The sequence below is a fragment of the Thermodiscus maritimus genome, from assembly GCF_055382595.1.
The window spans coordinates 916,348-929,396 of the sequence record NZ_AP042434.1; the positions used below are offsets into that span (position 1 = coordinate 916,348).

At 54.5% G+C, this 13,049-nt stretch carries 9 protein-coding genes and 1 pseudogene; 5 read left to right on the forward strand and 5 right to left on the reverse strand.

Annotated features, from left to right (window positions below):
• The first annotated feature begins 8 nt into the window (after window positions 1-8).
• Entirely contained in the window at window positions 9-218 is a 210-nt protein-coding gene (locus tag ACZ47H_RS04980) for a MoaD/ThiS family protein (RefSeq protein ID WP_464932595.1), read from the forward strand.
• Window positions 211-1,185: a PP-loop family protein gene (locus ACZ47H_RS04985; protein WP_464932596.1), complete on the forward strand. Its 975-nt coding sequence runs from the start codon at window positions 211-213 to the stop codon at window positions 1,183-1,185. The genes ACZ47H_RS04980 and ACZ47H_RS04985 overlap by 8 nt, the downstream gene beginning before the upstream one ends.
• Here ACZ47H_RS04985 and ACZ47H_RS04990 read toward each other — a convergent pair.
• From ACZ47H_RS04990 to ACZ47H_RS05005, 4 genes and pseudogenes are all read right to left on the reverse strand, one after another.
• Window positions 1,177-2,566 (reverse strand): annotated as a pseudogene (locus ACZ47H_RS04990) (ATP synthase subunit B). The gene ACZ47H_RS04985 and the pseudogene ACZ47H_RS04990 sit on opposite strands and share 9 nt — an antisense overlap.
• A 16-nt stretch (window positions 2,567-2,582) precedes the next feature.
• Window positions 2,583-5,942 (reverse strand): V-type ATP synthase subunit A, encoded by a 3,360-nt coding sequence (locus ACZ47H_RS04995; protein WP_464932597.1) that lies wholly within the window; start codon window positions 5,940-5,942, stop codon window positions 2,583-2,585.
• Window positions 5,943-5,974: 32 nt separating this feature from the next.
• Window positions 5,975-6,577 (reverse strand): V-type ATP synthase subunit E, encoded by a 603-nt coding sequence (locus tag ACZ47H_RS05000; protein WP_464932598.1) that lies wholly within the window; start codon window positions 6,575-6,577, stop codon window positions 5,975-5,977.
• Window positions 6,578-6,592: 15 nt separating this feature from the next.
• The gene (locus tag ACZ47H_RS05005) at window positions 6,593-6,910 is read right to left on the reverse strand and encodes a V-type ATP synthase subunit F (protein ID WP_464932599.1); all 318 of its coding nucleotides are present in this window, start codon (window positions 6,908-6,910) and stop codon (window positions 6,593-6,595) included.
• Window positions 6,911-7,049: 139 nt separating this feature from the next.
• Here ACZ47H_RS05005 and ACZ47H_RS05010 point away from each other — a divergent pair, with 139 nt between their 5' ends.
• From ACZ47H_RS05010 to ACZ47H_RS05020, 3 genes are all read left to right on the forward strand, one after another.
• Window positions 7,050-9,113 carry a V-type ATP synthase subunit I gene (locus tag ACZ47H_RS05010; RefSeq protein ID WP_464932600.1) on the forward strand — a complete coding sequence of 688 codons (2,064 nt, stop codon included), beginning with the start codon at window positions 7,050-7,052 and terminating at the stop codon, window positions 9,111-9,113.
• A gap of 82 nt (window positions 9,114-9,195) precedes the next feature.
• Window positions 9,196-11,760, forward strand: coding sequence for a penicillin acylase family protein (locus tag ACZ47H_RS05015; protein ID WP_464932601.1), 2,565 nt, complete (start codon window positions 9,196-9,198; stop codon window positions 11,758-11,760).
• Window positions 11,757-12,098 carry a hypothetical protein gene (locus ACZ47H_RS05020; protein ID WP_464932602.1) on the forward strand — a complete coding sequence of 114 codons (342 nt, stop codon included), beginning with the start codon at window positions 11,757-11,759 and terminating at the stop codon, window positions 12,096-12,098. Before ACZ47H_RS05015 ends, ACZ47H_RS05020 begins: the two co-directional genes overlap by 4 nt.
• 27 nt (window positions 12,099-12,125) lie before the next feature.
• Here the strand turns inward: ACZ47H_RS05020 and ACZ47H_RS05025 are convergent, their stop codons facing one another.
• Window positions 12,126-13,016, reverse strand: coding sequence for an MBL fold metallo-hydrolase (locus tag ACZ47H_RS05025; RefSeq protein WP_464932603.1), 891 nt, complete (start codon window positions 13,014-13,016; stop codon window positions 12,126-12,128).
• Window positions 13,017-13,049: the final 33 nt, after the last annotated feature.

Consider the following 13,049-nt stretch of genomic DNA (forward strand, 5'->3'; position numbering starts at 1 on the left):
GATGATGCATGGTTAAGGTGAGGGTTAGGCTTCTCCCAGAGGATAGGGTGGTAGAGGTAGAGGCTGGAGAGGGTGTTACAGTTGATAGGCTTCTCCGTGTACTGGGTTTATCCCGGGAATCCCATATAGTGCTGGTGGATGGCAAGCCTATCCCCGAGTCGGAGAGGGTCCCTCCCGGTAGCGATGTGGTTGTTGTGAGAGTGGTTAGTGGTGGCTAAATGCAGCATCTGTGGGGCTGAAGCGATAGCGTATGTGCCATACCAGAAGAGGTACTACTGTAGCAGGCATTATGCTGAGTTCGTGGAGGAGAAGGTTGCCAGGACTATTGAGAAGTATAAGTTGATTAGGAGGGGGGACAGGGTTGTCGCCGCCGTTAGCGGGGGTAAGGATAGCGCCACACTCCTCTCAACCCTAGCAGTCCTGAGGGATAGGGTCGGGTTCGAGCTTGTAGCGTTCCACATTAACCTGGAGATAGGAGATTACAGCCAGGCTAGCCAGAGGGCTGTTGAGGAACTGGCATCAAGGCTCGGCGTTGACCTGATAGTCTTCGATATTAGCAGGGAGCTGGGATTCACCATACCCGAGGCCAGCAGGAGGCTCAGGAGGCCGGCGTGTAGCATTTGTGGAGCGGTGAAGAGGTACCTGTATAACGCGGTAGGGGTGGAGCTTGGGGCAAAGGTTGCGACAGGCCATAATGCCGACGACATCATAGGTTTCGCCTTGAAGGACTTCGCTATGGGCGACTACGAGGGCCTCTCCAAGCTGACCCCCATGGTTGAGGGGGTAGATGGACTGGCGGCTCCCCGGATAAGGCCCCTCTATAATGTCTACGAGAAGGAGTCATTCCTCTACGTGCTCTCAAAGGGCCTCCCCTATATTCACAGGGACTGCCCCTTCGCCAGGCTAACGAGCCTCGAGGTGCAGTTTAAGGAGTTCTTCAACAGGCTGGAGGAGTCGAGGCCTAGCATTAAGCTCGGCTTCCTCCACCACCTGGCTAGGGAGAAGCCGTGGAGGCTGGGGGAGAAGAGTTACACTGCGTGCCCAGAGTGCGGCCTCTTGTCTTCTGGGGGAACCTGCACCTTCTGCAAGCTTACTCGGAGGCTTACTGGTGAGGCTAGGGGTAGGAGGGTTAGGGTGAGGATCAAAGAACTGGCGGGTGAAAGGGGGAGTATGGGTTTAGGCTGACCTGTACTTTGGATGATACTTCTTGATGTGCTTCTCCTTTATGTTGGTTAGCTCCTCCTCCGGGAGTACTGCTAGTATCTCCCATGCTATGTCTAGTGTCTGCTCTATGCTCCTGTTCTCCCTCTCCCCCTGCTTGAGGAATCTCTTCTCGAAGAGGTCTGCGAACTCGAGGTACTTCCTGTCTACTGGGCTGAGGCTCTCCTCTCCTACAACTGCGGCGAGGCTCCTAAGCTCTACTCCCCTGGAGTAGGTCGTAGAGCTGGTTGCTCACGTCCGCGTGGTCCTCCCTTGTCTTCCCAGGGCCTATTCCCTCCTTCATGAGCCTTGAGAGGCTCATTAGCACGTTTATCGGCGGGTAGATTCCCCTGTTGTAGAGTTCTCTGCTGAGGACTATCTGCCCCTCAGTGATGTAGCCTGTTAGGTCTGGTATGGGGTGGGTTATGTCGTCGTTGGGCATCGTGAGTATTGGCATCTGGGTTATGCTCCCATTCTTGCCCTTAACCCTTCCAGCCCTCTCATAGATGCTTGCGAGGTCGCTGTAGAGGTATCCTGGATATCCCTGCCTGCCCGGCACCTCCTCCCTAGCGGCCGAGATCTCTCTTAGGGCCTCAGCGTAGTTGGTCATATCAGTGAGTATTACAAGGACGTGCATGTCCCTCTCATATGCGAGGTACTCTGCTAGGGTAAGGGCGGCTCTCGGCGTGACGAGCCTGATCATAGCGGGCTCATCGGCTAGGTTGACGAACATCGCCACCCTGTTCAGGGCGCCGGTCTCCTCGAAGAACTTCTTGAAGAATATGAAGTCATCATACTTGATCCCTATCGCGGCGAATACTACCGCGAACTCCTCCTCCTCACCCCTAACAGTGGCTTGCCTAGCGATCTGTGCTGCGAGCACGTTGTGAGGGAGACCGCTGCCAGAGAATATGGGGAGCTTCTGCCCCCTGACCAGAGTGTTCATGCCGTCTATCGCGCTTACACCGGTCTGGATGAAGTCCTCCGGGTATGCTCTCTCAGCCGGGTTCAATGGGGCGCCGTTCACGTCTCTCTCATCCTCAGCGACTATTGGTGGGCCATTATCTATCGGCTCTCCTAATCCATTGAAGATCCTCCCCAGCATGTCCTCGCTCACGGGTATCTCGAGGGGCCTGCCTAGGAACCTCACCTTTGTCCCAGTCGTTGTTATACCAGTGGTCCCCTCGAACACCTGGACTACAGCTATACCCTTCTGTACGTCTAGTACCCTGCCCCTCCTCTTCTCTCCCGTAGCGAGCTCTACCTCTACTATCTCATCGTAGGCTACGTTGGAGACTCCCTCCACTATTAGGAGGGGACCCTTTATCTCCCTTACCCTCGTGTACTCCCTTACCCCATAAGACACTACTCACACACCCCCCTTAGCCCGAGTGGGCCTCGAGCTCCTCGAGGGCCTTTAGAGCCCTCTCCCGGAGCTTGTCTATCTCCTCAAGCTTATCGTTGGGTATCTCGAACTTCGCCTTGATCATGTCTACGTAGAGCCTACCGATGGACTCCCTTATCCTAGCAACTGGTATCCCGTGCTCCACCAGCTCCAGGGCCTTCCTGTAGAAGTCTATGAACAGCTGTAGCAGCTTGAACTGCTTCACTGGAGTGGCGAAGGCGTCTATTGGGTCGAAGGCGTTCTGCTTTAGGAACCCGTCCTTTATCATCCTAGCCGCTTCGAGTATTAGCTTGTCCTTCTCGTCCAGGCTCTCAGTACCCACCAGCCTTACTATGTCCTGGAGCTCCTCCTCCCTCATCAGTATCTCCATGGCCTGGTCCCTGTACTCCCTCCACCTCGGGTCAACGTTCTCGCTCCACCACGGAGTTACGAGGTCCACGTAGGCGCTGTAGCTGAGGATCCAGTTGATTGCAGGGTAGTGTCTCGAGTAGGCTAGCTTGGTGTCGAGCGCCCAGAAGACTCGTATGAACCTCTTCGTATGGCTCGTCACCGGCTCCGTGAAGTCTCCTCCAGGCGGGCTTACTGCGCCAACTATCGTCACGCTACCGTGCCTGTTGGGGGCTCCGAGGGCCTCGACCCTGCCAGCCCTCTCATAGAACTCTGCCAGCCTAGAGGCTAGGTAGCTTGGGTAGCCCTCCTCCGCGGGCATCTCCTCCAGTCTGCCTGCAATCTCCCTGAGGGCCTCAGCCCACCTGCTCGTGGAGTCTGCTACGAGGAGCACATCATAGCCCATGTCCCTATAGTACTCTGCCAGAGTGACTCCCACGTAGATGCTGGCCTCTCTCGCAGCCACGGGCATGTTGCTGGTGTTTGCAATGAGGATCGTTCTCTCCATGAGGGGCTTACCGGTCCACGGGTCCTTGTACTCTGGGAACCTCTCGAGGACCTCGGTCATCTCATTCCCTCTCTCTCCACAGCCAATGTAGACTACTACCCTCGCATCGCTCCACTGAGCCAGTGAGTGGAGGGTTACGGTATTGTGTAGGATGGATGGCGTGTCTCCTCCGACGAAGTTGTGTGTATCCTTAACGGTTACATCGTATACTGTAAAGTCGCCCTCGACAACCTCAATATCGACTATTTCATCTACAACAACGTATTCTAGGGCCCTCGCCAGCTTGGAAAGGGCTACCTCCCCCGATACTCCGGCTAGGAGTGCAACCCCAGTCCTCTCCCCAAGCACAGTGGTATTGGATAGCTTCGCCACCGCCGCCTGCAAGGGTAGCTGGGAGGAAGGCCTCACGGTGCCACTCGCTTCCCTCTCCTGCCTCTTGGAAGATACGTAGTCCCTTATCCTCCTAACCGTTTCGATGCTCTCGGTCCACTCCGCCCTTATAGCGTTGTAGAATTTCTCGATCTCGTCCCAGCCCGCTACTACTAGCCTATAATAGGTGTCAGTCTTGACAGTCTCCTCTCTGACCGTGTAAAGTATCCCGAGCCTCGCGAGTACGTAGCCGATACCCCTAGCCATCTGGCGTGACGCTACCTTTATCTCAACCTCATTCTCCCCGAATACACCTGCTCCGAGATAGTATCCTCTCAGGAATGCTGCGAGAACGGGCTCTGGCGAGGAAAGTATTACTGGAGGCACCCGTGCTTTCCATGGCTCGCGGGAAGCTGAGACACCTAGGCCTGCCATTAGATTTACCAGCAGCCTTGAGTGGACCTCTAACCCTGGCACCGTGTTAAACTTCTTCTCCCTAGGCTCTACTCCGAACAGCTCCATTACCAGCTCGTAGAACCTTTCCCTTAGGATGCTGTTGGAGCTGTAGAATCTAATGCTCTCCTCGGTGAGTTCACCATTAGACAATAGAAGTCCAAGGAGCTCTGCTAGCCTCTCATCAACAATCTCTGGGAGCTTTATCGACTTCCTACTCCTCGGCAGCCCGATCCTTCTAGGCAGTGGGGGTTCAGTATTGCTTAGGGAGTAGATCTTTCTTACAAGGCTGAGTCTCGGCTTGATCTTACCCTTTAGTATTGACTCCAAAGTCTTCGGGTGCACGTTTAACTCTTCGGCTAGCCCCTTCAGGCTTCCTAGCTTTGATGCCATCTCCCTTATCTTGGCTCTCACCGCCTGCAGGGTCTCCTCATCTCTCACAGTGGCATCTTCTAGTCCTATCCGGTACGGGTCTATTATCTGCGGGGAAGCCTTAACTGGCACCTTTCTGGGCACAACCAGCTTGTCTCCCACCTTTAACTTATAGGCTGGTGTTTCAACTATCTCTCCAGTCTCTTCGAGCTTTAGGAGCTTGTGTGGTGGGGTCACCTCTATTATTCTACCCGACTTTGTCCTTATCCTTACCAGGTAGTTGGACCTGCCCTTGTATAGGTGCGTGATGGGCTTTTCAACGAGCTTCTCTCCGTCGAAGGATAATACTTTTAGGCCTAGATGTGAGACGTTAATGATTACCTCGTCATCATTCTCCTCGACCGTGACACCCATCCCCGCGTATTTCTCGTAGAGTTCTCCTATCTCGACAAGGCTTCCATCGGAGAGTAGTACGGGCGTATAGGGTGGGACGCACTTGCCCGTCCCGAAGCCTCCTGGTACTGCCCCTGTTCCTCCCTTTGCCATGGGGAAGAATGTGTCTATGATCCTCACGCCTGTTATGAGGGGGAGGTTTGGCTCCAGCTTCGCCCTGTATGGCCTAGGGATCCTTACGGGCCACCTGTGAGCCATCTTAACCTCTACTTCTCTACCATCCTGCTCTACCACAGCAATCGTGTCCTCGATAGTGTAGTCTCCCTCTTCAGCCAGCCACTTGAGGCGCCCCCTGACTCCTGGCGGGATCATTATCCTGTGCTCTATCAGGCTAGTCTCCGGTACGGTTCCTATTAGGTCTCCGGGCTCCACCTTCGAGCCAAGCTCTGGCTTAGACCCGTTTACTCCTGGTTTAAAGTGCCACTTCTTATTCCTGGGTATGGGGTCTACGTGGACTCCTCTCTCTATGAACATTCTCCTATTCGGCTCCTTCTCGGCGATGGCCTGTGCTATTAGGGGTAGAGGCCTCTGGACTCCATCGTAAATGTTCCCTATAATACCGGGCCCGAGCCATACGCTGAGTGGTGCACCGGTGCCCTCGACGGGCTCTCCGGGCTTAAGGCCCGTGGTTGACTCGTAAACCTGTATGTACGCCTTGTCTCCCCTGATCCGGGTTATCTCTCCGATGAGCTTGTCCTCGCCAACCCTAACCATCTCGTACATCTGGGCGCCCTGCATCCCCTCAGCAACAACGAGGGGGCCAGCGATCCTCGCAATCCTTCCCCTAACCGGCAATCCCCATCTCCTCCATTAGGATGCGATTGATTCTACTCTTTAAACAATACTTTCGATGCAACCCCCCTCAGCCTGTAATCCTCCATCTTAATGATGAGGTCTAGACTATAATCAACCCTGCTAGCTCCATCGGGGGTTGAAGCGATAGCCCCTCCCAGTATGTCTGCGGGCTCATCGGAAAGAGTGAGGTGGCCGCCGCCATATTTCTCGATCAACTCCCGTGCAAGCTCTCTATCCTCGGGTGCAACCTGGACTATTAGCTTGGACTCGGCCTCCTCTGACAGCGTCTTTATCACCTTCTCCATGTAGGCTCTATACCATTCCCCTTCAGCCTTCTTCCTCTTAATCTCCTCCTTAGCCTTGGCCAGGACGGTGTCAAGATACTTGTTTTTGGCTTCAGCCACCTTGGATTTCAGCTCGAGTTCGAGGACGGATGCGAGGCTCTTCAACTGCTCCTCCGCCCTAGAGAACTCCTCCCTGAGGTTCTTCTCAGCCTCCCGCAGGCTCTCCTGATAGGCGTCCTTTAAGAGTTTGATTGATGCGTTCTTAGCCTCCTCAAGGTTCTTCTCGGCCTTCTCGAGTTCTCTCTTGACGGCTTCCCTAGCAACTTTCTCCGGGTTACCCGATATAGCCATTTCCATGCACCCGGCTTATCCGAATCCTAGAGCCTTTGCTAGTAGCTTATCAACGTTTATGGGTTCAGCCTTAGCCCATTTGCTTGGCAGGATCAGGAGGGTTACACCGTACTTTTCGAGCTTCTTCCTGAGATCGTCTTCGTCTTCTACAAGGTGCTTTAGAACTATAATGAGGCTTATATCACTGTATTCCCTAAACGCCTGCTCAACGGCCTCGATGACCTTCTTCTGATCACTTGCTTCCCTAACAGTGAGCCCCACGCTTTTGAAGAGGGGAGCGCTCACCTCGTCAGACACTACTAGGATCCTTCCTTCCCCGGGCTTAGAGTCCAACCCGCCACCCCAAGTTGTGAGTTAGCCTATATAGGCGGGTTAATAGGTGTGGATGTCTCCCCATATCGTTAATATTTCCATGGGTCCACAAGGCTAGGTTGGCGGCTGGTAGTAGCGCTGTGGGAGGTGGCCTACACTAATGCTGTTGCCGAGGCGGGTTGAAGAAGTTGTAGTTGCGGTGCCTATACCACTATACAATAAAGCCGTTGAGGCGTTGGTCAAGGAGGGGTTATTCCACGTAGACGAGCCTCCGAGAGACGTTAAGGGTGGGCAGTTCTCGAGAAAGTATAGATCCCTGTATGCGAGAATCAACGAGAAGCACAGCAGGCTCGAATCCTACTATAAGAGCCTAGAAATGGAGCCATCAACTGTAGAAGGCCTAGAGCTTCGAGCCGGCGGATGGGAGGAGGCTTTCGAGGAGGTCCAGGAGAAGTATAGGGATGTGGAGAAGACATTCGAAAGGGGAATACAGAGGCTCTCAGTTATAGAGGCGAGGATCAAGGAATATGAGGCTCTCAGGAGCGTCCTCGAGCTCGTCAAGCACGTGGAAGCGGATGTTAGGGAGGCGACAAGGCTGAGCTTCATCGGCTACGCCATAGGCTATGTGGCGGGGGAGGGAGTGGCCCCGATAATTGCGAGAGAGGCTGAGAAGCACGGCATAGTAGCTGCAGTGGAGGAGACGGGCGACGAGACTGCAGTGGTGGCTGTGGCGGGTCATCCCAATAACATAAGGAGGTTCCTCGCATCCATTAGGAGGCTTAAGTGGACTCCGATCTCGATACCAGAGGACCTTCCAGGTTCTCCCAAGGAGGCCTACGAGGCCATAGTGAAGGAGATCGAGCGCATGCAGAAGGAGGCAGACGCTATTGTTGAAGAGTTGAAGCCCTTGAAGAAGGAGCTAGACGAATACTACACTTTCATACACGCCCTCTTGGAAGTAGGGAGGCTCCTAGCCAACACGCTCTTCACCAAAACCATGGCGCTCTTCCGGGGCTTCGTGGATAGATCCGATTCCAAGAAGCTACGCTCCATCCTGGAGGAGGCCCTAAGCGGAGCCTACATAGTCTTATCCCTCGGAGTCAAGAGGGCGGCTGAGAGGGTCCCTACCAAGATCGACCTGCCAGGGTTCCTCAAGCCCTTCCACTCAATAGTTAGAATGTATGGGGAGCCGGACCCCGACGAGGTAGTGCCAACAATATTCGTGGCGATCACCTTCCCCCTCATATTCGCCCTAATGTTCCCCGACATGGGCCACGGGCTACTAGTACTCCTCTTCACACTATGGTACTTCCGCGGGAAGAAGTCCGATTGGAAGTACATCCTCTCCATCCTGGGAGCGGCTAGCATGGTCACCGGGTTCCTAGCAGGCGAATTCTTCGGCACCATGGTTGCAAAGAAGGTTGGACTCCTAAAATTCTGGGAGCAGCTCGGCTTCGAAGCGCCCCCGCTGGCGCAGGCGACCTTCGCTGTCGAAGAGCACCTTGGGGGAGAAGTGGTTAGATCACTCCTATTCAACACTATAACGATAGCGCTCTGGATCGCCGCCTTCATGCTGAGCCTGGGGACCCTGCTGGGCGTGGTAGACGCCTTCCTTAAAGGAGACAAGATTAAGGCGATCTTCGGGAAGCTACCAGTATTCATATTCTTCTTCTCAGCCACACTCCCCTTCCTAGTTATACCAGACGCTGCTAAGGCGGGCCATGTAATACACGAGGCCATATTCAATAAGGGGGCGGGTGGAGTCCTCCAAGCAATAGTCTTCTACGGCTCTATCATTGGAATCCTGTGGAAGCTATTCCTAGAGCCTATTGGAGCCGCTCTAGAGGGGGAGAGCTTCTTCCACGGCTTCGGAGAAGCCTTCATGGAAGTATACGAGATGCTGCTAATGGCGCTCGGCAATATACCGAGCTTCCTTAGGATCATGGGCCTAGGCCTCGCGCATGCAGGACTAATGCTGGGCTTCACCGAGCTATACTATGCAATAGCAAACGCTACATCCATACCCTCCCCAATCGCAGTAGCATCGGGCTGGCTGGTTTACGCTTTCGGAAACCTACTCGTAGCAGGACTGGAGGCAATAATAGCGTTCGCCCACAGCATGAGGCTCCACTTCTACGAGTACTTCAGTAAATTCTACTCCGGCCAGGGTAGGACGTTCAGCCCGGTCCGCCTGCCTGGAGTGAGGATAGTCATAACCGGTTGAAGGAATAGTATTGTCTCATCCTACTCTTCAATTTTATTATCTACCTCAAACAATGATACATGGAAATATGGTGGATTCTCCCTTGGCGAGAAAAGTAGTCGCATCCTTAGCCGCATTAATAGTAATATTATTCCTAGCCCTACCATACGCATCCCCAATCCTCCAAGCCTTCATAGACCCCATACACGGAGTCACAGGAGCCGCCCTAGCAGCAGGCCTCCCCTCCGGGAAGTATAACGTACAGGTTATCGAGAACGCTACAGTTGTATGGGACGAGCACGGGGTCCCCCACATATACGCCTCAACAGACGAAGCCGGAGTCTACGCTCTAGGATGGGTTACAGCCTCCATGAGGCTCTTCCAGATGGACATGCTGAGGAGGGTTGGAGAAGGAAACCTTTCAGCTCTAGTCGGAGAGCCTGGCTACGATAACGACGTGTTCATAAAGAGCCTCGGCATAGATGGGACGATAAATGAGACGTGGCAGCTAATCCAGTCCAACCCAGAGCTGTCGAAGCTGAAGAGCCTGCTATTAGCCTATACAGATGGCGTGAACGCATACATAGACTATGCTCTAAAACACAACCTGCTACCCGTAGAATACAGGGTCCTCGGCCAGAAACCAGTGTATTGGAAGCCAGAGGATACTATAGCCATTGAGAAAGTGATAGCTCTAGGACTCGCATGGAACGATGAGGACCTAGTACTAGGAAAGCTCGTCGACAAGTGGGGGCCACAGATCATAGCCTACATGGATATGAACGAATGGCGCGGGACCGTGACGCAGGCAAGCTGCAGCATGGCGGTGAAGTGGGGAGACGTATCGACTAAGCCGAACCCCTACAACTACAGCTCTTCAACGCTAGGCGAGGGCGTAGCTCTAGCTGGAGGGAGCGAGGCGCCCCCTAACCCGGAACCCCTCCTCTCATGGATAGATGAGCTGAGGAGCCTCTGGAGCATAGCAACAGCAGGGCTCGCCTCAAACAACTGGGTAGTTAGCGGCAGTGCTTCAGAGTCGGGGAAGCCCATTGTAGCTAACGACCCCCACCTCCAGCTCTCAGTCCCACCCATATGGTTCCTCGCAGAGATCCACACCCCCAGCTTTAAGGCGATAGGCGCACTCTTCCCAGGGACGCCTCTCATAGTCATAGGACGGAACCAGCACCTAGCCTGGGGCTTCACCAATGTTATGGGGGACTTCACAGACTACTATTATTACAAGTGGGATGGCGACAGGTACCTGTATAAGGGCCAGTGGCTCGAGGCGGAGAAGAAGGAGAGAACCATACTAGTCTATGACCCCATGAAGCACTCTTTCGAGGAGAAGAAGATAACAGTGCTGAGAACAGTCCACGGGCCCGTCCTCGAGAGGGATGGGGTTAGATACGCTGTCAAGTGGACTGGGCTAGACCCGAGCTTTGAGCTCCAGTTCTTCGTAGAACTCAACAATGCCTCCACCGTGCAGGAGGCTATAACAGCGCAGCGCTGGTTCCACTCCCCAATCCAGAACTTCGTAGTAGCAGATGACCAGGGCAACTTCGCCTACAGCCCTGTCGGCGCCTACCCGGTCCGGGTGAATCTCCCCGTCCTAGCAAGGAACGTTACAGTAGCTGGCAGAGTCGTGGAGGAGATAGTGAACAGGGGCTACATACCCTTCAACGGGAGCAATGGAGAGGGAGAATGGGCTGGCTATGTCCCCAAGGAGGACCTCCCAATCCTCTACGATCCCCCAATCCCCTACATAGCCACAGCCAACTCTAAGCCCTGGGACGGCTCGTGCGGTGATATGGTGGGCTGGCACTACGCTGACAGGTATAGGGAGGAGAGGATTAAGCAGCTCCTAAACGAGTCCCTCAGCGACGGCGTTATAACAGTTGACGAGGTTAAGAAGATACAAACCGACATAGTCGACCTGAGCGTGAAGGACTACCTCGAGACGGCAATACTGCCCTACTCCGACTCAAACTACGCCGCCATACTGCAAGAATGGCTCTCCACCGAGGGACCCCTAATGTCGAAGGACGAGTACGCCCCAACAATAGCGGTCGCATGGATCTACTCCTTCCACAAGCTGCTATGGGAGCACCTATATGGCAGCGATGACGACATAGGCTTCCTAAGATTCCACTATGCCCTGAGCATAGTGAAGGCCGCCGCCCAGGGGGACGAGTACGCCCTCAAGCTAATACCCGGAGGCGACCTCAAAGCACTAGTCAACAAGAGCTTGGAGGACGCCTTAAACACCCTAACAGAATACTACGGGACCAGCGACTACACGAAGTGGAAGTACGGCCAGATCCACTACTATAACGTGGCTCATCCAGCCTTTGAAGCAATGAACTATGCAAAGATACCGGCCAGCGGGGGACCCTACACCATAAACGTAGCTAGTCCAAGCAGCTTCAACGCCAGAGACGGGATGCCTGTGACCCACGGGCCAAGCATAAGGCAGGTGGTAGACCTCTCAGGGAGCCTCTACAATATAGCACTGCCCGGGGGAGAGAGCGGCAACCCCTTCAGCCAGCACTACCAGGACATCTACCTAGACTACTGGACCAAGGGCAAGTACCTAGCCTACACTCTTGGAGAGGATCCCTCAGCATACAATGGACCCATGCTTGAATTTATTGGAGGTGGAAGCTCATGAACGCCTCTAGAGCAGCCCTCGCATGGGTATTCGGAAGCATACTCTACCTCGCCTCCCTCTACATTCCAGTTGCCGGGATAACGCTAGCACCGATACTGGCGGCCGCGGCCATCGCAATAGCAAGGGCATCCCCTGGAGCATCGGCCGGACTAGCCCTTCTATCTGCTGCAACAGGCTACGCCATAGCACTAGCCTACACCGGTGGACTGGCAGGGCTCAACCTCATAGCAGGTATAGGAGGGGGTCTCGTACTACTAGTAGTCCTATCCTACCACATAGTAACACCGGCACTCCTAGGATACCTGGTTGGCCTCTACGCGTATAAGAAAGAGGGTTAAAGGTACACTCCTCCCCCTTCTAAATCCTTATATCATCTTCTTTACCGCCTCAACAAGGCCCCACACGGTCCCCCTATAGAAGACCTCCTTCACTATAGGGTTGGGGTGCTCAAATGCCACCCTTGCATCCTCCTCCCTCTCGGCGAGAAGCCTAGCCACCTCATCAACATCACTCGTCCCGCTAGACACGATCTCCCGTACAATACTGAGCCATCTATTGATCCTGTCCTCTTCTCTCTCCAGGTACCTTACGCCATCCTCATCCTTAACCCCATAGTGTGCAGGCGCAGGCTTCCTCGGCTTGAGAGCCTTCATCTTCTCCAAGCTCTCCAGGTAGAGCTGCGGGTGGAATGGTGGAGGAGTAGTGGGTAGCTCCACAGGCTTCCCATCTACCGTTATCGAGATCCCTGCAGAGTCGCCGGTGAAGAGTATCCCGTCGGGCTCTAAGAGTATTGATTGATGATGGCTAGCATGGCCAGGAGTATGGTGAATAGATAATGCAACATCCCCTCCCAGGTCCAGCCTATACCCATCCTCAGCCGCGACCACACGGTCTGATGGCGCTGGGAGTGGCTCCCCGTAGATCTCGGCAACCCTCCCCAGAACCGTCTGGGCAGCACTCCACAGCTTCTCCGGGTTCACGAGATGCTTCGCTCCACGGGGGTGGACTATCACTCTTGCACTTGGATAATCGCGGAGGAGGTGGCCAACGCTCCCCGCGTGATCCAAGTGTATATGGGTTACCACGATATAGTCTGGATCGGCTCCAAGCGCCTCAAGGGCCTCCTTCAACTGGTCCACGCTGCTGGCGGGGCCAACGTCGACTAGAGCGGTCTTCTCGGACACGATGAGGTAGGAGGCTATCAGCTCCGCCCCCCACCCCCTTGGGGTGACGTCTATGACCCTTACTTCAACCATGACCCAGTACCCCCATAATATAATTGCCTTCCT